Below are 20,043 nucleotides of genomic sequence, written 5' to 3'. Positions count from 1 at the left end.
GCGCCCCTACAACGCCCCTGCAATATCCACCATGTCCTTCCAGCAAAACACCCTCATCGAACTTTCCCAGAAACGCGCCGCTTACGAAAAGCAGCCCAAGCACGCCCTCGTGGGGCTCGACGGTTTTGTCGACACGATTGTCACGCCCGTCGCGCTTCGCACCGCGCAGGGCGACGCGTTCACTCCCATCGCCACGATCACCGATTTCGGCCAGCGCGTCCTGGGCGCCGCCGGCAAATCGACCAACATCGAGTTCTACCCGCGCATGGAAAAACTCGGCGGCAACGGCCCGATCATGGGCAACGCGCTCCTCGCCTCCGGCACGACGCTCACCTACGTCGGCGCGATCGGCAAGGGCGGTGCGCATCCTGTCTTCGCCGACATGGCAGCGCGAGCGAAGGAGGCGATTTCGCTTTGCGCGGCCGCCAGCACTACCGCGGTCGAATTCGAGGACGGCAAACTCATGCTCGGCCAGATGCGCTCGTTCGACGAAATCACTTACGAAAAACTCGTCGAGACGCTCAGTGTTGACGGACTCATAAAACAATTCGCCGCCGCCGATCTTGTCGCGCTCGTCAACTGGACGATGATCCCGAACATGACGGACGTTTACAAGGGCGTGCTCAAAAACGTCCTTCCCGCGCTTCCGCCGCGCGCCGCCTCGCTGCCGCGCCGCATTTATTTCTTCGACCTTTGCGATCCGGAAAAACGCGCCGCGCACGACCTTGTCGACGCGCTCAACGTCATCGCGGAATACGAAGTCCACGGCGGCGTCACGCTCGGCCTGAATCTCAAGGAGGCGCAGCAAGTGCACGCCGCGCTCGGCCTCGGCCTTTTGGAGGGCGAGGCGGAAGCCGACCTGCGCGCCGCCGCGAGCGCCATTCGCAAGAAACTCGCCATCGCGTGCGTGGTCGTGCATCCGCGCAAATCCGCCGCGTGCGCTACGCCCGAGGGCGACTGGTGGGTGCCCGGGCCGTATTGCGAAAAACCGCTCATCACCACGGGGGCGGGCGATCACTTCAACGCCGGTTTCACAACGGGGCAGTTGCTCGGGCTCAGCCCGCAGGCGTGCCTCGCGCTCGGCGTCTCGACCTCGGGCCACTACGTGCGCAGCGCGCACAGCCCGTCGCTCGCGGACCTCGAAACATTCCTCGCACGTTGGAAATAAATTCTCCATAGTCAGCGCATAAACCGATTCCACCCATGCCTCTTTCCAACACACAACGCACCGGCATTCTCATTTCCTTCGAAGGCTCCGAGGGCAGCGGCAAGACGACGCAAATCGCGCGCCTCGTCAAACGCCTCGAAAAACTCGGCCACGAAATCGTGACCACGCGCGAACCCGGCGGCACCAAGATCGGCGAGCAGGTGCGCGACATCCTCCTGCACACCACAAACAGCAGCGACAAAATGTTCGCCGAGACCGAACTCCTGCTTTTCGCCGCGGCGCGCGCGCAAATCGTGCGCGAGGTCATCGCGCCCGCGCTTCTTCGCGGAGCCGTTGTGCTGAGCGACCGTTATCTCGATTCCTCGACCGTCTATCAGGGCATCGCGCGCAATCTTGGCAGCGACCCCGTCAACGAAATCAACCGCTTCGCCATCGGCACGGTCATGCCCGACGTCACTGTTGTGATCGACGTGCCGACGAAGGTGAGCATCGAGCGCATTAGCAAGCGCAAGGGCACCAAACCCGATCGCATCGAGCGCGAGAATATCGATTTTTATGAAAAAGTGCGCGCGGGTTATCTCGTGCTCGCGAAGGGAATGCCGGGGCGTTTTGTGGTCGTGAACGGCACCAAGAGCGCGGCTGCGATTGAAAAGGAAATTTGGAGCGCCCTTCTAAAGCGCGTCTTCAAAAAGAAGGCTCCCAAGACGCTGCCAATGAAAAAGGCCTCAGCGAAAAAGAAAGCCGCGAATAAAAAATAATCAGGGGTAGGGCGCGTCGAGAATTACGGGAGTCAAACGCGGCGGTTGGCGGAATGTCGCTGACGTTCGGGCCGGCGAAACCGCCCTGTCACGAAAACTACACTCACGCGCCGGTGCCGTCGGTCGGGGAAAGGCGGGGGGCGTCGGGTTGCGGGGGAGGCGAGGGAGAAAGATTTTCGCCGGATGAGTCGGTTTCAGCGGAAGTGTCCGTGCTTTGTTGCTGGCCGCCTTGATCATCGGTGTTTTCGCGGGCGGCGCCGGCAGTGTTTGGCGTGTAGATTTTTGCGCCGGGTGTTCCGGGAATCGAAATGTCCGCGGTTGCGTTGAGCATTGTTTGCACGCGCTGCATCAGCATGGCTTGCGCGGCGGCGGATGAGGTTGATGGTTCCGATGCCTCGCTGTCGTCGCCGAGCGCCGCGCCGCTGGTGTCGGCCATGTCAACATTTTCGAGGACGAGTTGTTTGCCCTGTGGAATCAGGATGGGGCGCGAGCGATTCGGGACGTTCATTTCGACAAGACCTTCGAGCATTACGATGGCGAAGTCGGCGGTCAGCGAATCGGCCCGTGCGTTGGGCTTGGATTGCAGGCTGTCGGGAATGTAGGAAATCTGGAAGGTCGTGCCGCGAATGCCCGCCACGCCGAGCGGCGTGTTGACCTTGAAGTTGGAGCCTTCCTCCTTGTTGAGTTTTTTCACGTTGGCGATCAACTCGCCGCGCACCAGGTCGAGGTTGGTTTGCGAGGAACTGGGTTCGCTCAGCGCCTCTGACATTTTGAAGACCGCGCCGAAGGGGGTTTGGGTGAACTCGTCGAGCGCGACGAGGGAGTTTTCGCCGATAGTCACGGTGGCGCCGTTGGAGAATGCGAGCATCACGCTGGCCTTCGGGCCGGTGGCGATCATCTGGCCTTCGGTCACCATGGAGCCGGCGCGCAACGCGAAACGATAGGTTTCCCCCGAGGTGAAAACATACACCTCGCCCGTCACCTGCACGACGATGATATTGGCGACATTTTTGGGCAGCTCGCCCTGCGGCTCCTTCGCCGGTTCTTGCTGCGCGCGCATGGCGCTGACGAGGGCGGCGCACAAGGTGGCAAATAGGAAAAATTTGGGAAGAAATCTCGTCATGCGTGAAAGGTTGTTGGCGGTGAAATGGTGTTTGCCATCAGCGGTTTGATTGCAATTTCACTCGCAAACTATCTGCGTCTGTGTGGCCGGGGTCAAGACGCAAGCACATGTCGGCCGCGGCGAGCGCAAGGCTGCGTTTCACGGGCGAAAGACTGAGGTGGTAGGCTTGGTGATACCACGCGAGCGGGCTTGCGGGCGCGAGTTGCAGGGCGCGGGCAAAGGCATCGCCCGCCTCGGTGGTGCGCGCTTGCAGGTCGAGCGCAACTCCGAGACGCAGCCAGAACTCGGATACTTCCGGAGCGCGATCAAGCGCGGCGCGGGCCGCGGTTTCGGCTTCGCCGCCGAGTTGCGCGGCATTTTGTTTTTCAATGCGCGCGCGCAGGGCGAGCGCATAGGCGCGGTCGGACCAAGCTTGCGCGTTGTCGGAATCGAGCCGGATCGCCTTGTCGAAAAACGCGGCGGAGCGGGTCAATGTTTGCAGGCGTGCGGCGCGGTCGGATGCGGTTTTCAGATCGCGACCCGCGAGCGCGTCGATTTGTTCGCGTCCGGAAACGCGCGCGGCCTCGGCCCGGTAGGTTTGCACGAAGACAATCCCACCCAGCGCAAGCACCGCGAGGGTGATTGCGGTGCCAATTACACGCCGTCCGAAAACACGGACTGTGGCGATTTGGGCTGTGTTTTTCGGAATATCGCGCGGCGTATTTTTACCCTGTGCAATTTGCGAAGGCGGCGTGTTAGCTTCGCGGCGCTTTACGATTTCGGCGGCGCAAACCGCGACTATCATCGCCAGCGCGGGGATGCGCATGTGGAAATCCACCATGCACGCAAATGCAAAGCCGAGCAATCCGATGCCGAGCGCGCGGGTGAACGCGGTTTCGGCCAAAACGCCGTCGGGAATCGTGCGCGGGGTGTTGGTGATGCGCGGGCGCTTGCGGCGGCTTTTCCACGCGATCACGCACACCGCGCCGAAAAAAAGCACGAAACCGGCGATGCCGTAGTCGCTGAGCAGATTGAGGAATTCATTGTGCGTCCACTGCGGGTTGTTGAGAAAACCCTCGGGGCGGTGTTTTTCGAAAACGGTGTTGAAGCTGCCCGCGCCGGTGCCGAGAACGGGCGCGCCGGCAGTTATTTCGAGCGACGCCTGCCAGAGAATCACGCGCGATTTTTCGCCGTGATCGAGGACGAGTTTCTGCGCTCGTTCGCGCGCGGAGGGCAGGGTGGTCCAGATCGCAAGCGCGGCAAGCGCGGCAACGGCCAGAACCGCGGCACAAGCGAGTGCGCGCCGAAAAAAACGCCACTCGCCGACAAACCACGGCCAGCAAACGAGCGCGACGGTGAACGCGAGCACGCCGCCGCGGCTGAGCGTGAGCACGAGGCCGAGCATGAGCGCGAGCGCGACATATCCGCAGGCGATGCGTTGCACGCCGTTTGCGCCGCGCCGCCAGGCGAGCGAGAGCACGGGCGGAATCAATAGCAGGTAGAATGCCGCGAGCGAATTGGGATTGCCGAGAAATCCGCTTGCGCGTCCGACGTATTGCCCGGCCTGCACGCGTCCAAGCATCAACCATGTTTCATGGCCGTTGAGCTGGTAGGCGGAAAGAACCAGCGCAACCGCGCCGAGCAGCGCGACCGTGCCGAGCACGAGACGGCGAGGCCCCTTGTTTTGCAGGCTTTCGAGCGCAATGCCGAAGACGAGGAATGCCTGAATCCACAACATCAGTTCGCGCGCGCCGAGCCAGCGCACGGGGGTGATGTATAAAACGCTTGCGCCGGCGTAGAGGAGAAAAGGAACCAGCCACGCCGCGGTCCAATGGGACTTTGAGCCGCTCCAAATCATGCGAATCATCGCGATTGCGGCGGTGGCGAATGTGAGCGCGCTTGACCAAACCATCGTCTCTGCGCGCACGCCGCCGAGGCAGAGCGAAGTCCATGCAAGATTGACCGAAAGCAGAATGGCGACGAGCCACTCCCCGGCCGAATAAAGAACGGCGGGGCGGAGCGCCGCGCAAGGGCGCGCTTTCACGCGGTTCCATGCCGAAGCGGGCTTCGCGGTATTTTGTGTGGTTGCGGCGGGGGGCATTGCGCGGGTGTGCTTTGAGGCAAAACTATTTCTGGGGACGCAGCCGCGACGGATTGAATCGGGATGGAATCTTATTTTTCGTCGTCCTCGTCGTCGGAATCCTCGTCCTCTGTTTCGTCGTCTTCCGCGAGTTCGGAAAGGATGTCGTCGATGCCGTCGTCATCACTTTCATCGTCATCTTCTTCGACTGCCTTCTGCGCCATGAGGTGTTCGAGCAATTCGGTCATGTCCTCGGCGGAGTCGAACACTTTGCGCGCGACAAAAATCGGGCGCGAATGCTGGATTGCGAGCACGATGGAGTCGCTCGGGCGTGCGTCGATTTCGAGCAATTTTTTCCCGATTTCGTTTTCCATGCGCAGGAAAATGCGGGCGAAAAACGTGCCTTCCTTGGCATCGTTGATGAGCACGCGCTCCAGTTCCGCGCCGAGGCCGAGCAGGATGTGCCCGATCAAGTCGTGCGTGAGCGGGCGCTCTTTTTTCGCGCCGTCGAGTGCCATCTGCATGACGCTGCCGACAAAATGATCGACGTAGATCACAAAGTGCCTGCCCTCGGCGCCGAGGAACACGGCGCAGCCGTTCGCGGTCGGCATGACGGCTTTGACGGAGACTTCGATGGCATCGGTTTTCATGGGGCGAAAGCGTTATTGCGCCGCCGCCCGAGCGCAAGAGTGTTTGCGCCGGCCCGGGATTCACACTTGCGCCGCCGCCCGCGCGCACGTTTTCTTGTGCTCACAACATGAAGCTAATCGACCTTAACCGCGACGGCGCAATCGGCGCCAACTGCACGTATCTGCAAATCGGCGAACTCAAAGTCATAATCGACTCCGGCCTCCATCCGAAAAAAGCCGGGCGCGAAGCCACGCCCGATTTCAGCAAAATCCGCGGCGTTCATCTCGACCTCATCATCATCACACACTGCCATCTCGACCACATCGGCAGCCTGCCCGTGCTCATGCGCGAGCATCCCGAGGCCCCCGTCGTCATGACCACCTCCAGCGCCATGCTCATCGAGCGCATGCTGCACAACTCCGCCAACGTCATGACCCGCCAGAAGGAGGAGGCCAACATTCCCGAGTATCCGCTCTTTACCCACGAGGAAATTGACCGCCTCAAAAAACGCTTCACCGGCATTCCCTTCGGCCAGGCCAAGCGCGTGCAATCCGGCGGCAACAAGGACGCGATTACCTTCATCCTCCATCCCGCGGGTCACGTCGCCGGTGCCGCGGGCGTCGAAATCCAGCACAAGCGCCGCAAGATCTTCATCACCGGCGACGTCCTTTTCGACAATCAGCGCACGCTCAACGGTGCGAAATTTCCCGTGGACCGTTTCGACACGCTCATCATGGAAACCACGCGCGGCAACACCGAGCGCCCGCCCGAAAAATCCCGCGCCAACGAAGTCGTGCGCCTCGTCGACACGATCAACGAAACCATCCAGCGCGGCGGCTCCTGCCTGATCCCGGTGTTTGCGCTTGGCCGCCAGCAGGAAGTCCTCTCGATCATCCACGACGCGCGCAAATTCCGCCGCCTCGTCGATTGCCCCATCTACGCATCCGGCCTCGGCATGGACCTTGCCGATTACCTCGACGAAATCTCGCGCAAAACAAAACACGCCAATTTCAACCGCGGCATCATCAAGGAGCTCAAAATCAAACCCGCGCCCCGCAAACTCAACCCCGGCGAGGACCCGAAGCAAAACGCGCTCTACATAATCAGCTCCGGCATGCTCGTCGAGCGCACGCCCTCCTACGTCCTCGCCTCGGGCCTCATCGGCAACGCCAACAATACCATCTGCTTCGTCGGCTACTGCGATCCCTCCACGCCCGGCGGCGAAATCCTCGCCTCGCGTAGCGGCGATACCTACCTCTTCAAGGCGGCCAACGTGAAGGCGAAAATCAAGGCCCGCGTCGAGAAGTTCGAGCTCAGCGGCCACGCCGACCGCGAGGAACTCCTGCAATACGCCGTGCAATGCAACCCGCGCTCCATCGTGCTCACGCACGGCGAACCCGCTTCGCGCGCCTGGTTCATGGAGCAACTCACGGAGGCGCTTCCCAAGGCCAAAATCACCGACCCCGTGCCGTTGCAGGAATATCAGATCTGACGAATAGGGAGTGCGGATTCTAAGGCTACTTCGTAAACGGAATGCGGAATAACAATCCATCAAACTGTCATCTGCTTTTTCGTTTTGCGCTTGGGCTCCCCTTGATTACGTAATCCGCACTCCGCGATTTAATATTTCGCGGCCTTCGCACTTTTCGTAATCCACCACCAATCATCCGAACCATGAAAAAAGACGCCATCCTCTCAAAAATCAAAGCCGACAAAGTGATCGGCCTCATTCGCGCCGACAGTCCCGACGGACTCATCGACTGTGCGCGCGCGCTCGCCGCGGGCGGGCTCACGAGCATCGAGCTCACCATGACCACGCCCGGCGCGATCCGCCTGCTCGAAAAGGCGACCGCCGAGCTGCCCGATTTTATCTTCGGCCTCGGCACCGTGCTTGACACCGAAACCGCGCGCGCGGGCATCCTTGCCGGCGCGAAGTTCATCGTCACGCCCGCCACGCTTCCCGCGGTCAACGAACTCTGCCGCCGTTACAGCGTGCCGGTTTTCAGCGGCGCGTTCACGCCCACCGAAATTCTCCGCGCATGGGAATCCGGCGCCGACGCGGTGAAAATCTTCCCCGCTGAATTCTTCGGCCCGAACTACATCAAGTCGGTCAAGGCGCCCTTCCCGCAAATCGACTTCGTGCCCACTGGCGGCGTCAACGAGAACAACGTGGCCGACTTCATCAAGGCCGGTGCCACCGCCACCGCCGCGGGCAGCTCGCTCGTCCAGGCCAAGGCGTTTAAGGAAAAAGACTGGGCGACAATCACCGCCAAGGCCAAGGCGTTCGCCGACGCCGTAGCCGCGATCAAATAAATGTGGAATGCGGATTGTGGAATTGGGAAAACACATTCGCGATTCGCTCTCAAGTTTCTCATCCAAAAGCAGACCGAATTACGGTCTGCTTTTTTTCTTTTTTGAAAACACGCTTGCGTGACGGTCGTTCCGCATTCGGCATTTTGGACTCCGCATTTTCCGATGGATTTCGATCTCGAACAACGCACCGCCAGCTTGAGCGTGGGTGAACTTTCAGATTTCACCCTCGGGCCGCGCGATGCGTCCGGCGCGCCAAGCGGACTCTGGCGCGCGCAACTCGGCACCCACTGGCATAACCAGCTCCGCGCGCAAATCGCATCCGAGAACTCCGCCGCGCAATTCGAAATCCCCATCACCGGGAAAATTGTTCATCGCGGCTGGATACTCACGCTCACCGGTCGCATCGACCAGCTCATTCCCGCGACCGAAAATACGCCGCTCATCCTTCGCGAGATCAAAACTGTCACGCGTCCCATTCCCGCTGACGAATCCGAGCTGCGCGCCGAGTATCCCGCTTACTTTGTCCAGCTCGCCACCTACGCGGAGCTGCGTCGCCTCGCGGACACCGGCAACCAATCTCCGCGCATCCGCGCCGAGCTCCATTTCGTCGAAGTTGCCAGCGGACTCGCCCAGACGATCACGCTCACCGCAATCGACGACGCGCTTTTTCGCGCGCAACTCGAGCGAGTCACCGAGTTTCTCAACCTTCGCCTTCGCGCCCGCGAGCGTCTTCGCAGTCTTCGTTATCGTTCGCCGTTCGCCACGCTCCGGCCCGGACAGGAAACGACCGGGCGAGATCTTGCCGACGCGCTTGCCGAACACCCGGTTGTTCTCTTCGAGGCGCCCACTGGCTTCGGCAAAACCGGCATTCTCCTCGAACTCGCGCTTTCACACATGCGCGAGGGCCGTTTTGACCGTCTCATTTACCTCACGAGCAAAGCCACCGGACAACTCCAGGTTACGCGCACTCTCGCGGATATGGCAGACCAGGGTAGGGCGAACCCTCCGGGTGAGCTGTTTATCGACGCGACTCACCCGGAGGGTTCGTTTCACCAAATCGAATCTCAACCCTCAGTGGCTCCCGCGTGCGCAATCCCCATTGCCGCCGATTCCACGGACGGGATGCCTGTGCCGCACGATCCCCGCCCTGACGAGCTGGCGGCCCGTGCCACGCCCGTCACCGCCTGGCTCATGCGCCCCAAGCGCGAGCATTGCATCAACACCGCTTACAACTGCACGCGCGACACCTGCGCCTATCTCAACGATCTCGAAACTCGATGGCCGAAGAGCGGGCTGTCGCGCTTTTATCTTGTCGAAGATCATCCGCGCGACATCGCCACGCTTCGCGCCGCGGGTGCCGACGCGCGCATTTGCCCCTACGAAATTTCCCGCGCCGCGCTTCCGTTCAACGACGTGTGGATCGGTGATTACAATTACATTTTTTCGCCGGCCAATCGCGGCATTTTTACCGGGCAGCCCGGCTACGATCCGGAGCGCACGCTGCTCGTCGTTGACGAGGCTCACAATCTCCCGTCGCGCGTTGCCGATGTTTTCAGCCATGCATTTTACGCGGACGATGCGCGCGCGGTTGGCAGTTGGTTCAACATGGTCCGGGTTCCCTCGGCGCTTTCCAACGCGTGGAGTCATTGGGTCCACTTTCTCTCCACGCTCAAGGCAAACGGCGCGCACACGCTCGCGACCGAGGACGACGCTCGCGAACTCATCGACACTCTTGCCGGTCAAATCACCGCCACGCCGCTCGATTACGCGCAAATGCCCGCCGGGATCAGCGAGACGCTCTGGTCGATTCCCGAGCTTGCCGCCGATCTTGCGTCGCTCGACCTTCCCCGTCTTTGGTGGAGTCCGCAAAACGCGCTCCTCGTAATCACCTGCCTTGACGCAGCAGACGCTATCGGTCCGGCCATCGCCGAATTTGGCGGAGTCATCCTCGCCTCGGCAACCCTCACTCCTGTCGAAAACTTCACCGCCGCATGCGGACTGGATTCGCCGGAAACACCGGAACCCGGCCCGGCATCCTCTTCTCCCAAGCTCGATAAGCTTGGCGCGCTGACCAAGCGCGACACAAAACAACTATTCGCCAAGCTCACCTCCGCCGCGGATCTGCTCGCGCTCGACGAAGCCCGCGCAACCGCCGCGCCGCATTACGTCCGCGCCGCCACGCCCTGGCGCGACGACGCCTACGACGTTGCCATCGACACCCGTGTCAACACCACCTACCAGCAACGCGCGCAGTTTTCCGAAACCACTGCGTCCACCATCGCCTCGCTCGCCTCGGCGTCGGGCGGCAACGTGGCCGTGTTTTTTCCCAGCTACGCCTATGCCGAAACCATCCAACGCGAGCTTGCCGATATGCATCCCGCGATTCGCGTTTCGATGCAACCCAAGCTCCCTGATCTTGCCGCGCAAAACGCATGGCTGGAGCAATCCCTTTCAGCGCCCGGCGTGGTGCTTCTTGTTCTTGGCAGCAGCTTCGCCGAGGGCATCGACCTGCTCGGCGGCCGCATCTCGCACGCGATGGTCGTCGGCCCCGCGCTCCCCGAGGTGAACCCGATCCAGCGCGCGCGTCTCGCGGCCTATGCAAATCTCGGACGCGACGAGGCCGCGCGCCGTGTTTATCAAATCCCCGGTATTCAAAAAGTGAATCAAGCCCTGGGCCGCCTCGTTCGCGCCCCGGGACAGCACACCAAGGTTCTTCTCCATTGCCGCCGCTTTTCCGACAAAAGTTTTCATGATCTTCTCGCGCCCGAATACCGCGCGTCCCTGCGGATTGCGAATGACGAGGACCTGAAGAATTGGCTGGGGCACGAGTGATCGCGACCTGACCACCAAAGCGCAACCCCGGGTAAAAATCCCCGAGTCCTAGTTGATGGTGCGTTATGTGAAGTCGATCAGTTTATTCTCCTTGTGTGTCAAAATCAGTTTTGAGGATTTGCCATTGAATGGCATCGAGGAGCTGGCCGTCCTTGGGCGTGCAGCGCGGAATGACGCCGATGCGTGTCATGCCCGCTTTTTTCATGACGTGTCCAGATGCGGGGTTGTGGGGGAAATGATGCGCGCGGATTGTTTCGAGAGCGAGATCGTCGAACCCATATTGAATGATGCGGCGGGCGGCCTCGGTGCAAATGCCTTGATTCCAAAAGGGCGCGCCGACCCAGTAGCCCACTTCGCCAAGGCGTTTTTCGAGTGTGAGAATGAGGCCGATGGCTCCGCGCAGCTCGCCGGTGTCGCGCTCGCGGATGGCGAGCGTGGTGCTTGTGCGCGCGAGGTGATCGGGCAGGTGCGAGGCGATCCATTGCTCGGCAAGGCCGTCGGGATACGGATGCGGAATGAACGCGGCCATCGAGGCCACGCGCGCATCGCCCGCATAGCGTTGCACGAGAGGGGCGTCGGCGGGCGTGAATGGCGAGAGTGTGAGGCGCGTGGTATGAAGGGTGGGAAGCATGGTATTTTGTAGCGCGGGCTGCCAGCCTGCCTGGGTGTTAGGATGCGTTTCGTGATTGGGCAGACTTGGCACGCTACACTACAAGCAGCACGGATTCGTCAGGGGGCATTTCTCACCCCTGTTTTTTTCGCGTGGTTGGTGATGCATTTGCAGGTTTGCTTGCGGCGCCTTTGGACTGTTTTTGCAGTGTCACGCCATTTTTTACGGCATTGATGAAAATTTTCTTTGGGTCTTCAAGTTTGCGGTTTTTCTCACGGCGTTGGGTAATGGCCGCTTTGTCCTCAGTCAGTGTCGCAACAGGCACAAGCCAGATGGCGTGATAGACATTGTTTTGGCTGACCTCATACGCGGCGGGCGGGAACACGAAGCCGGTGCGTTCGGCAAACAGCCCGACGAGGTTGGTGCCGAAGGCTGTTGCCAAGTATTGTGGCGTGCGCGAAATCGAGACGTGATGCACTTCGCCGACGTCCGGATTGCTGCGTATCGAATAGGCAATCTTGATGCCGTTTGCGGTTGTGATGCCTGGGATTTTGTCCTTCATTTCCTCGCTGGACGCAAAGACGGTTGACTCGGCTTGCTCAATGAGCGTGTCAACCTTGGCAATGTAATCGCGGATGTTTGCCTCGTCGAAAAAGCGTGCGGCAAACTCGTCGGTAGCTTTTGTAGCTTTATCCGTTTGTTCTTGTTGAGCAAAAACGAGTGACGACATCGGGAGACATGCGATGGCAAAAGCGAGCAAAAGGGAGGGGCGACGGAATGAAGGGTTCATGGGTCGATGCTTTCTTGAGTAATTGCTGAGTCAAGGAGGATTGGGGAAGTTCACCGCATGGGTGCTCAAAAATCCCAAATTCCAAAAAAATCTCAACAATTCATTCTGGGAGTAGGCGCGTTTTTAAGCACATCCAAAAACGTGTTTCGTGAAAAATCAATTTGCCGAAGATGCAGCTCCGGCGTGTCGTGTGCGGCATGGATTTATTTGAAATAAAGGTCGAGATCACGCCCGCGTCCGTTGATGAGACGGACAATCTTTTGCTCGAGCTGGGCATTGAGGGATGGAGCCTGCTTGAGGATGTAATTGAAAAGCGCGCGTGGGTTGTCGGCATTTTCCAGAGTGGCGACGAGGCGCGCGCGCAATGGGACGCGTTGAGGCCGCAACTGGGCGGCGCGCCGATTGGCGAGGCCGGGTTGCGCGCGCTGGGCAACAGCGACTGGCGCGACAGCTACAAGGCGCACTTCAAGGCGTGGAAATTCGGACGCTTGCACTGGGTTCCGGTTTGGGAACGCGACAAGTTTACGCTGCCCAGGGGCGAGGAGGTTATCTGGCTCGATCCGGGAATGGCGTTTGGCACGGGGAATCACGAGACTACACGGTTGTGCGTGGAGCGGCTTGTCGAGTTGCCGTTCAATCGTGATGCGCGGGTGATTGACGCGGGGTGCGGGTCTGGGATTCTCGCGCTGTCGGCGGCGAAGCTCGGCTACGAAAATGTGCGCGGCTTTGACAACGATCCCGATGCCGTCCGAGTGAGCATCGAGAACGCGGAGCTCAACGACATGGCGGGGCGGGTGGATTTTTTTACCGGCGACCTCGTCACGGGGCTCGCGGGTCACAAGGCCGAGATTGTGATGGCGAACATTTTGGCGAATGTGCTGATTGAGTTTGCAAAGGAGCTGACTGATTCGGTTGCTCCCGGTGGCGTGCTTATTTTGAGCGGGATTCTCGCCAGTGAAAACGAGCAGGTGCGCGATGCGTATGCGAAAATAGTGCCGCAGTGGAAGATCGAGCACCGCACCATGGGCGAGTGGTCGGATGTGTTGCTGCGGGCGCCTTGATAAAATCGCCGTGAATTACACGTTCGCATACCGTCGTTATTCGCTTCCGTTTCGCACGCCTTTGCGCACGGCGCACGGTTTGTGGACGCGACGCGAGGGATTGCTTGCGCGGCTTGAGCGCGAGGACGGGGGCGTGGGTTTTGGCGAGTGCGCGCCGATCCCTTGGTTTGGCACGGAGACGGTTGCCGAGGCGACCGATGTGTGCGCGACGCTGGGTGCGCGGGTGAGTGATGAGCAGATTGGCGAAATCGACGCGGCGCGGTATCCGTGTTTGCGGTTTGCGCTGGGCAGGGCGAAGTTTTCGGCCGGCCTGGCGGCAGATGCTTCGCAGGACAGGGCGGCGCGGACCGAGGCTTCGCCCTACCTTCCGGTTGCGGCACTGGTGCTGGCGGGGCGTGTTGCGGTGGGAAAAATCTCAGCGTTGGCGGATGACGGTTTTCGCGCATTCAAGTGGAAGGTGGGCGCGGGAGACATGGCGGACGAGCTGGCGTTGCTTGATGATGTGTGCGCGGCGCTTCCGCAGGGAGCGCGGTTGCGGCTGGATGCGAACGGCGCGTGGGATCGACGCGGTGCGGAACGCTGGCTGTCGCGGTGTGTCGGATATCCGGTGGAATTTATCGAACAACCTGTCGCGGCGGATGCCGCCGGAGCGGAGGATTTGCTGCTTGGGCTGGCGGCTGATTATCCGGTGCCGATTGCGCTGGATGAGTCGGTGGTTGGCGCGGGAGATGTCGGAGGCTGGCTGGATTTGGACTGGCCGGGGATTTATGTGATCAAACCATCGTTGCTGGGTGATGTGGATGACGCCCTCAAGCGGCTGCCGAAGTCGCGCACGGTATTTTCGTCGGCGATTGAGACGGGGGTGGGCGCGAAGTCGGCGCTGAACATGGCGTTCGAGTTTTTTGCGGGCACTGAAAAACCGCGCGCGCTTGGGTTCGGCGTGTGGCCGTTGTTTGAGGACGCGCGATTCGACGGACCCCGGGCGGCACCGTTTGTGCGGGCGAAGGATTTGGAAAGATTGAAACCGGAGATTTTATGGAACGCGCTGAATTGATGCGAGTGGCGGAGGCAACGGGCTGTGCCGTGAGGCGCGGCGGGTTTGTTTTTTGTGCGATCCGAAATGGGGCGCGCACGAGGCGGCGCAGTTTGAGCAGTTCGGGAAGATCGCCGAAAAACTGGAACCTCCCGAACACGGTTGGTTGTGCCTGCCGACGGGCGGGACGAGTGGTGAGCTGAAATTTGCGCGGCACGATGAGCGGACGCTGGCGGCGGCGGTATCGGGTTTTTGCAAACATTTCGGAATGGCGCGGGTGAATGCGGTGGATGTTTTGCCGGCGCATCATGTGAGCAGCTTCATGTCGCGCGTGCGCTGCGCGGCGACAGGCGGCGAGCATTTGCCTTGGGCATGGAAGGAGATTGACCAAGGGAGTTATCCGCGCGAGGCGGAGCTGCCGGGCGGATGGGTGGTTTCGCTCGTGCCCACGCAGTTGCAGCGGCTGCTGGTGGCGGGCGAGCGGGCGTTGTTTTGGCTGCATCAGTTTCGGTGCATATTTGTCGGGGGCGGACCGGTATGGCCGCAGCTCGTGCAGGATGCTGCGCATGCGAAGCTGCCGGTCGTGCTTAGTTACGGAATGACGGAGACGGGCGCGATGGTGACGGCGCAGGGCGCGAGCGATTTTCTGGAAACCAGTGACCGCAGCAGCGGGCGCGCGATGCCGCATGTGAACGTGGAGATTGTTGACGCGGGGACGGGGCGCGAAATGGCGCGCGGTCAAACGGGTTTGGTTCAGATAAGCGGGGAGAGTTTGTTTCGCGGATATTTTCCTGATGCGCGCGAGGGGAAGATTTTTCGAACGGAGGATTTGGCGCACTGGGATGCGCGCGGATGCTTGAATATTGTTGGCAGGCGTGACGCGGTCATAATCACGGGCGGCAAAAAGGTGATGCCGGTCGAGGTGATGGAGGTCTTGCGCACGAGCGGCGTGTTCACCGACGTGGCGGTGATTGGCGTGCCCGATTCGAAATGGGGGCAGCGTGTGGTGGCGTGTTATCCGGCGCGGTCAATTGCCAAGCTCGATATGCGCCGGGTTGAGTCGGCTCTGCATTCGCTGGCGAAATATAAATGGCCGAAGTCATACGTGCCGGTTGCCGATTGGCCGCGCAATGCGCAGGGAAAATTGAATCGCGCTGCGTTGGTGGAGGCGGTGTTGGGAAAAGTAGCGGGTAGTGAGTAGCGTTGCTCGAACCGCGTTGCGCCTCATTCGGGAACCCGAAGGTCGTCGATTCTTGTTTTTTACCAGCGGGCGAAAAAGGGGTTGTTTTTCTTTTCCTGGGCCAGGGTGGTGATTGGGCCGTGGCCGCAGGCGAGAACGGTGTCGCGTGGGAGCGAGAGGATGTATTTCCAGTTGTTTTTGATGGCGTCGTCGTAAGCGTCCGCGCTGCCGCCCATCGAGCCGGCGAAGATCGAATCGCCGACAATGGCGAGGGGATAGGAGAGATCGGTGGTGTAGTAGGTGGTGCCGCCGGGGGAGTGTCCGGAGGTCGGGTAACTGCGGAGAGTGAGGTCGCCGATGTGGAAGATGGTGTTGTCGGCAAAGGGTTTTGCCTCGGGAACGTCGGAGGCTTCGCGCGCGGAAATCCAGACCTCGGGAGGCGTGGATGTTTTTATGGCGGCGAGAATTTTGCCGAGATCGGCAATGTGATCTTCGTGCGCATGGGTGAGAAAGATTTGGCGAAGCGAGAGTTTTTCGGCGTCGAGGTAGTCGAGGACTTTTTCACCGGACGCGCCGGGATCAAAGAGGGCCGCCTGGCGCGAGCGGTGATCCCATACGAGGTAGCTGTTCACGGCCATGTCGTCGTAAGGGGCGTTGAAGGCCGCGAAACCGCTTCGGAAAACGGGATGCGTGGGATACCATTTTTTTGAGGCGAGGTTGGCGAACGCGCCAGGGTGGAGGCGGAGGTGGCGCGCGACACGGCGGGCGGCGGCCTCGTCGAATTGGCCGGCTTTGAGCGAAGCGAGTTCGGCGGGCGTGATTTCAGCGCGGGCGGCGAGTTGCTCGTCGGTGATACGGAGGCCGCGCTGGGCTTTGCCGAGGATGTCGGTGTAATTGTCTTCGATCGGGATGCGAGGCATGGTGAAAAAGGATTCAGGCGAGGTGCTAAATTTAGAGGAGGCCCTCAATGGGAAAGATGCGGAGGAGCGTGGTTTTCACGCGGCGCCAGACGCTGGCGTTGGGGTCGGTGTTGTAGGTGGCGGGTTTGCCGTCGGGGGTGCCGGTCCAGTAGAGTTTGCGGTTGCCTTCGGTGTCGGGCTTGGTGATGCGGACTTGGTAGCTGCTATCGGGCTCAATGGCCTCGTTGAAGAATGCGGCGAGTTCGCGGGAGAGTTCGGGGCTTTCGACCAGCACGCCCATCTCGGTGTTGAGGAGTTCGGAGCGGGGGTCGATGTTCATGGAGCCGATGAAGGTAATGCGTCGGTCGATGACAAAGGCTTTTGCGTGGAGGCTGATGCCGGTGCGTTTGCCCCGGAAGAATCGTTTTTTAGTTGAGGACGGAATGACCCGAAGCTCGTAAAGCTGGACGCCGGCATCAATGAGCGGGGCGCGGTAACGGGCGTAGCCGGCATGCACGATGGCGACATCGGTGGAGGCGAGCGAGTTGGTGAGAAGTTTTACGTCGACGCCGCGTTTGACGAGATTGCCGAACATTTCCACCCCTTGGGGACGGGGGACAAGGTAGGGGAGATGAGAAGGAGTTCCTCATTGGCGGTGGTGATGATTTCGGCGAGTTTTTCGCCGATGTGCGGGCCTTTTTTTGGGGCGTCGTAGGGGTTTGCCTTGCCGGGATCGTCGGCGATGAGTTGCGCGGGCGCCCAGCACCAGTTGAAGCGCCGAGGGTGGGGTGTTTCTGCATGGGATTCGGTCAGATCGTCTTCGAAGAGGTCGTCGGGGTCGTCGTCAATGGCGAAGGTCGGGGAGAATAGGACGCGGATATTTTCAGTCGAGGGGTAATCGCGCGCGTTCTTTTCAAGGGTGGCGCGAAGGGCGATTAGTTTTTTGGAGGCTTTGTCTTGATCGTAAAATGCTACGAGCGGGTAGGCGGCGTCGCTGTTCCAGAAATCGTCGAAACTTTGGCTGATCTGGGCGACGATGGGGCCGACGGCGAGAACATCGAGGTCGCGGAAGTTCATGTCTTGCCGGGCGTCGAAATATTCGTCGCCGATGTTGCGCCCTCCGATGATCGCGACCTGGTTGTCGGCGATGAAGGATTTGTTGTGCATGCGCCGGTTGAGACGGCGCCCATCGAAGAGGAACTGGGTGGCAAGGCCGAGCGCGAGGCTTTTTCGAATTTTGAAGGGGTTGAAGATGCGGACCTCGACATTGGGATGCGTGTCGATGGCAAGGATATTGCGGTCGTTGCCGATCACATGAATGTCGTCGATAAGCACGCGCACGCGCACGCCACGGTCGGCGGCGGCCAGGATGTGCTTGATGACGAGGCGACCGGTGGAGTCGTCGTGAATCATGTAATATTGGACATCGAGCGAACTGGCGGCCTGGTCAGCGAGTGCGATGCGGGCGGTGAGCGCCTCGGTGCCGAGTGCGAGGAGCCGGAAGCCGGAATGTCCCTCGGGCTGCATGGCGAGTTGCTCGGCGATGTGCCTTGTGTTGATCGTGTGCGGAGGCGGGGGCAGCGCCTCTGAGGCGACCTTGGCGTAATTTTTCCGAACACTCGAGCAACCGCTGGCCAGAAGCAGAAATAGCGTGAGAAGGAAGGCTATGCCCGCGCCGTGTGTGTTGCCGCCGATAAGAAAAAAACGCGAAACAGTGTCTCTGCGCTTTTTTACTTTTGTGCTGTTGTGCGCGGCGAACACGGTGCGGGCATGCGAGGGCGGAAGCGCGTGAGTAAACTCAGGTAAGTTTGAGCAGCTCCGTCGCAGTGGGGATATCCTTGATGAGTTGCGAGGGTTCCGGGCCGACACCGAGGTAGCGGAAGTTGGGCAGCGCGGAGGCGGGAATGCGCGAAAGGTCGTTGCCGTAATCGCCGTGGAACGCGACCTCGATCGTGGTTCGATACATTGCTGCGACGTAGTGACGGGCGTTTTCTGGAAGATCGGCGAAGCTTCGGATTTTCGAAATGTCCTCGGTCCACCCCGCGTGTTTTGTGTAGACGGGACGAAGGGCGCGGCGGATGGCCTCGTTGCGGGGGACGTGATGATAGCGTTTGCCGGACGCGTCCTCGTAGGCGGTGCAAATAAGGAGATCACCGAGCCAATCACCGTCATGGGTGAGCGCGTCGGCCTTGTTGATCATGAGATCTTGATAGCCGCCGTAGCGGAGCGCGTCGCCTTTTTCAACGGCGTCAAACCAACCAACCATGCGCTGGCGTCCGGTGCTGGTGCCAAATTCGATTTGCTTGAGTTTGGCGGCGAGCGGGTGCGCGTCGTCCATTTGCGTTATGAAGGTGTGAGTGCCGACCTTGGTGTCGTAGGCCTTGGCGACGCCGAAGGTATGGATGCGCTGGAGTGGAATGCCGGCGCTCTCGAAAAACTCCGGCGAGAAAGTGTGCGACGCAGTGACGTTGGGCGAGAAGCCGTGGCGTTTGTCGAGCCAGTAAGACTGGCCGAATTCGCCAATGATGGTGCGTCCGGCGCGAACCTCGCTGCGGATGAGCTCGCGAACCTCGCCGATATTTTTTGCGAGTGAGGAGCCGGCGTGCCAATAGGTGTCGGCGAGCGCGTCGAGATTGAGGGTGAAGGGCGCGGAGCCTTTGAATCGATTGAAATCAAATTCGCCTGCAGAGAAAACACCGAGTTCTATGGCCTCGGCGTTGGCGCGGCGTTCGGCAGCGGTCAGTTTTTCGAAAAACGAATCCCATGTGGCGGCGCTGACTTGGCAGACGTGCTGGATGGTGCGGCAGGCGCGATCTGCGCGCTGGGCGAGTTTTTTACGGTAGTCGTTGGGCGAAGCCAGAAAGTCGGCGAAGGTGATCTGCCACTGGCCGGTTTCGTCGCAGAATGCGGGCGTGATGCCGCGTCCGGTGGAACCGCGCGGCTCCTCGCGAAGAACGTTGGATCGGTAATCCTCCCACGCGAGATCAAGCAGGCGGTGCGTGAAGTCGGAAACCATCGCGCGTTCGTCGATGAGCAGGCGCGAAAGGGTGGGGTAGCCCTTTTTTTCAAGCGGGAGCGCCTCCCACCAGACCTTGCGCGGATCGGCGACAACCCCGCAGCCGATTGCCAAGTGCGCGATTTCGCGCTCGACGACGCCGGCAGGCAGAAGATTGAGCTTGATGCCGGCGGCGGTGTGCCCGGAGTTTGCGCCGCCGTTGACCTTAAGCACCACGGAAACCGCGGCGGGGGTGCCACGCAGTTCACTGGCGAGTTCGGGAATGAGACGGCCTTTGCCCTCGTCGCCAAAGGAAATGCCGACATCAGCGATGAGCTGGCTTGAGAATGGGAGAAGTGACATGGTTGATGTTTCGCGCAACCGGAGTCACATGAGCGTTCCCCTGTTGCAGAGAAGCAGAAAGAAGACGACGCGCATTTCGGCAACCATAAAAGACTCGATACCCTCGACCAAGAAAAAGCCCCGGTAATCGCCAATTGGAAAAAGAAAAAATTTAATTCAATATTATGATAATCGCGAAAAATGGCGAAAAAATGCCATAAATCGATATAAGCCGACAATTATAGCGAAT

At 60.4% G+C, this 20,043-nt stretch carries 17 protein-coding genes; 8 read left to right on the top strand and 9 right to left on the bottom strand.

The window, feature by feature from the left end; genetic code table 11:
• The first annotated feature begins 31 nt into the window (after window positions 1-31).
• Complete coding sequence (locus CKA38_RS15040) at window positions 32-1,168, top strand: PfkB family carbohydrate kinase (RefSeq protein WP_108826300.1); 1,137 nt, start codon at window positions 32-34, stop codon at window positions 1,166-1,168.
• Between the two features lie 35 nt (window positions 1,169-1,203).
• A complete protein-coding gene (tmk, locus tag CKA38_RS15035; protein ID WP_192881142.1) occupies window positions 1,204-1,926 on the top strand; it encodes a dTMP kinase in 723 nt (240 codons plus the stop codon).
• A gap of 103 nt (window positions 1,927-2,029) precedes the next feature.
• Here tmk and CKA38_RS15030 read toward each other — a convergent pair whose 3' ends face one another.
• The 3 genes from CKA38_RS15030 to CKA38_RS15020 all read right to left on the bottom strand — a co-directional run bounded on the left by CKA38_RS15030 (window position 2,030) and on the right by CKA38_RS15020 (window position 5,758).
• On the bottom strand, window positions 2,030-3,049 hold the full coding sequence (locus CKA38_RS15030) for a FecR family protein (RefSeq protein ID WP_108826299.1): 1,020 nt from the start codon (window positions 3,047-3,049) through the stop codon (window positions 2,030-2,032).
• A gap of 37 nt (window positions 3,050-3,086) precedes the next feature.
• Window positions 3,087-5,129, bottom strand: a complete 2,043-nt coding sequence (locus tag CKA38_RS15025; protein WP_108826298.1) for an O-antigen ligase family protein — start codon at window positions 5,127-5,129, stop codon at window positions 3,087-3,089.
• A 71-nt stretch (window positions 5,130-5,200) separates the two neighbouring features.
• Complete coding sequence (locus CKA38_RS15020; protein WP_108826297.1) at window positions 5,201-5,758, bottom strand: bifunctional nuclease family protein; 558 nt, start codon at window positions 5,756-5,758, stop codon at window positions 5,201-5,203.
• A gap of 107 nt (window positions 5,759-5,865) precedes the next feature.
• On the opposite strand from CKA38_RS15020, the gene CKA38_RS15015 reads away from it, so the two are divergent.
• From CKA38_RS15015 to CKA38_RS15005, 3 genes are all read left to right on the top strand, one after another.
• Window positions 5,866-7,230, top strand: coding sequence for an MBL fold metallo-hydrolase (locus tag CKA38_RS15015; protein WP_108826296.1), 1,365 nt, complete (start codon window positions 5,866-5,868; stop codon window positions 7,228-7,230).
• Between the two features lie 182 nt (window positions 7,231-7,412).
• Entirely contained in the window at window positions 7,413-8,051 is a 639-nt protein-coding gene (locus tag CKA38_RS15010) for a bifunctional 4-hydroxy-2-oxoglutarate aldolase/2-dehydro-3-deoxy-phosphogluconate aldolase (RefSeq protein ID WP_108826295.1), read from the top strand.
• Window positions 8,052-8,213: 162 nt separating this feature from the next.
• On the top strand, window positions 8,214-10,883 hold the full coding sequence (locus CKA38_RS15005; RefSeq protein WP_108826294.1) for an ATP-dependent DNA helicase: 2,670 nt from the start codon (window positions 8,214-8,216) through the stop codon (window positions 10,881-10,883).
• Window positions 10,884-10,965: 82 nt separating this feature from the next.
• On the opposite strand, the gene CKA38_RS15000 is transcribed toward CKA38_RS15005, so the two are convergent.
• Complete coding sequence (locus tag CKA38_RS15000) at window positions 10,966-11,514, bottom strand: GNAT family N-acetyltransferase (protein WP_108826293.1); 549 nt, start codon at window positions 11,512-11,514, stop codon at window positions 10,966-10,968.
• A 112-nt stretch (window positions 11,515-11,626) separates the two neighbouring features.
• The gene (locus CKA38_RS14995) at window positions 11,627-12,283 is read right to left on the bottom strand and encodes a hypothetical protein (protein WP_152032898.1); all 657 of its coding nucleotides are present in this window, start codon (window positions 12,281-12,283) and stop codon (window positions 11,627-11,629) included.
• 170 nt (window positions 12,284-12,453) lie between these two features.
• Here CKA38_RS14995 and CKA38_RS14990 point away from each other — a divergent pair, with 170 nt between their 5' ends.
• The 3 genes from CKA38_RS14990 to CKA38_RS14980 are packed head-to-tail and all read left to right on the top strand — an operon-like array spanning window position 12,454 to window position 15,578.
• Window positions 12,454-13,344, top strand: coding sequence for a 50S ribosomal protein L11 methyltransferase (locus tag CKA38_RS14990; RefSeq protein ID WP_236919066.1), 891 nt, complete (start codon window positions 12,454-12,456; stop codon window positions 13,342-13,344).
• Complete coding sequence (locus tag CKA38_RS14985) at window positions 13,322-14,398, top strand: o-succinylbenzoate synthase (RefSeq protein ID WP_108826291.1); 1,077 nt, start codon at window positions 13,322-13,324, stop codon at window positions 14,396-14,398. Before CKA38_RS14990 ends, CKA38_RS14985 begins: the two co-directional genes overlap by 23 nt.
• A gap of 52 nt (window positions 14,399-14,450) precedes the next feature.
• On the top strand, window positions 14,451-15,578 hold the full coding sequence (locus tag CKA38_RS14980) for an AMP-binding protein (protein WP_108826290.1): 1,128 nt from the start codon (window positions 14,451-14,453) through the stop codon (window positions 15,576-15,578).
• Window positions 15,579-15,637: 59 nt separating this feature from the next.
• On the opposite strand, the gene CKA38_RS14975 is transcribed toward CKA38_RS14980, so the two are convergent.
• The 4 genes from CKA38_RS14975 to CKA38_RS14960 are packed head-to-tail and all read right to left on the bottom strand — an operon-like array spanning window position 15,638 to window position 19,814.
• Window positions 15,638-16,477, bottom strand: a complete 840-nt coding sequence (locus CKA38_RS14975) for an MBL fold metallo-hydrolase (protein WP_108826289.1) — start codon at window positions 16,475-16,477, stop codon at window positions 15,638-15,640.
• 31 nt (window positions 16,478-16,508) lie between these two features.
• Complete coding sequence (locus tag CKA38_RS16795) at window positions 16,509-17,051, bottom strand: phospholipase D-like domain-containing protein (RefSeq protein ID WP_108826288.1); 543 nt, start codon at window positions 17,049-17,051, stop codon at window positions 16,509-16,511.
• Window positions 17,015-18,217 carry a phospholipase D-like domain-containing protein gene (locus tag CKA38_RS14965; RefSeq protein WP_108826287.1) on the bottom strand — a complete coding sequence of 401 codons (1,203 nt, stop codon included), beginning with the start codon at window positions 18,215-18,217 and terminating at the stop codon, window positions 17,015-17,017. Before CKA38_RS14965 ends, CKA38_RS16795 begins: the two co-directional genes overlap by 37 nt.
• A 37-nt stretch (window positions 18,218-18,254) precedes the next feature.
• Window positions 18,255-19,814, bottom strand: coding sequence for an adenylosuccinate synthetase (locus tag CKA38_RS14960; protein ID WP_108826627.1), 1,560 nt, complete (start codon window positions 19,812-19,814; stop codon window positions 18,255-18,257).
• Window positions 19,815-20,043: the final 229 nt, after the last annotated feature.

This window comes from Ereboglobus luteus (genome assembly GCF_003096195.1).
GTDB classification, from domain to species: Bacteria; Verrucomicrobiota; Verrucomicrobiia; order Opitutales; family Opitutaceae; genus Ereboglobus; species Ereboglobus luteus.
This window is presented reverse-complemented; position numbering and strand designations above follow the sequence as displayed.

Bases quoted from the DNA above. Each gene is read 5' to 3' on its own strand.
- CKA38_RS15040 (WP_108826300.1), top strand. From the start codon at position 32: ATGTCCTTCCAGCAAAACACCCTCATCGAACTTTCCCAGAAACGCGCC.
- tmk (WP_192881142.1), top strand. From the start codon at position 1,204: ATGCCTCTTTCCAACACACAACGCACCGGCATTCTCATTTCCTTCGAA.
- CKA38_RS15030 (WP_108826299.1), bottom strand. From the start codon at position 3,049: ATGACGAGATTTCTTCCCAAATTTTTCCTATTTGCCACCTTGTGCGCC.
- CKA38_RS15025 (WP_108826298.1), bottom strand. From the start codon at position 5,129: ATGCCCCCCGCCGCAACCACACAAAATACCGCGAAGCCCGCTTCGGCA.
- CKA38_RS15020 (WP_108826297.1), bottom strand. From the start codon at position 5,758: ATGAAAACCGATGCCATCGAAGTCTCCGTCAAAGCCGTCATGCCGACC.
- CKA38_RS15015 (WP_108826296.1), top strand. From the start codon at position 5,866: ATGAAGCTAATCGACCTTAACCGCGACGGCGCAATCGGCGCCAACTGC.
- CKA38_RS15010 (WP_108826295.1), top strand. From the start codon at position 7,413: ATGAAAAAAGACGCCATCCTCTCAAAAATCAAAGCCGACAAAGTGATC.
- CKA38_RS15005 (WP_108826294.1), top strand. From the start codon at position 8,214: ATGGATTTCGATCTCGAACAACGCACCGCCAGCTTGAGCGTGGGTGAA.
- CKA38_RS15000 (WP_108826293.1), bottom strand. From the start codon at position 11,514: ATGCTTCCCACCCTTCATACCACGCGCCTCACACTCTCGCCATTCACG.
- CKA38_RS14995 (WP_152032898.1), bottom strand. From the start codon at position 12,283: ATGAACCCTTCATTCCGTCGCCCCTCCCTTTTGCTCGCTTTTGCCATC.
- CKA38_RS14990 (WP_236919066.1), top strand. From the start codon at position 12,454: ATGCAGCTCCGGCGTGTCGTGTGCGGCATGGATTTATTTGAAATAAAG.
- CKA38_RS14985 (WP_108826291.1), top strand. From the start codon at position 13,322: ATGTGTTGCTGCGGGCGCCTTGATAAAATCGCCGTGAATTACACGTTC.
- CKA38_RS14975 (WP_108826289.1), bottom strand. From the start codon at position 16,477: ATGCCTCGCATCCCGATCGAAGACAATTACACCGACATCCTCGGCAAA.
- CKA38_RS16795 (WP_108826288.1), bottom strand. From the start codon at position 17,051: ATGTTCGGCAATCTCGTCAAACGCGGCGTCGACGTAAAACTTCTCACC.
- CKA38_RS14960 (WP_108826627.1), bottom strand. From the start codon at position 19,814: ATGTCACTTCTCCCATTCTCAAGCCAGCTCATCGCTGATGTCGGCATT.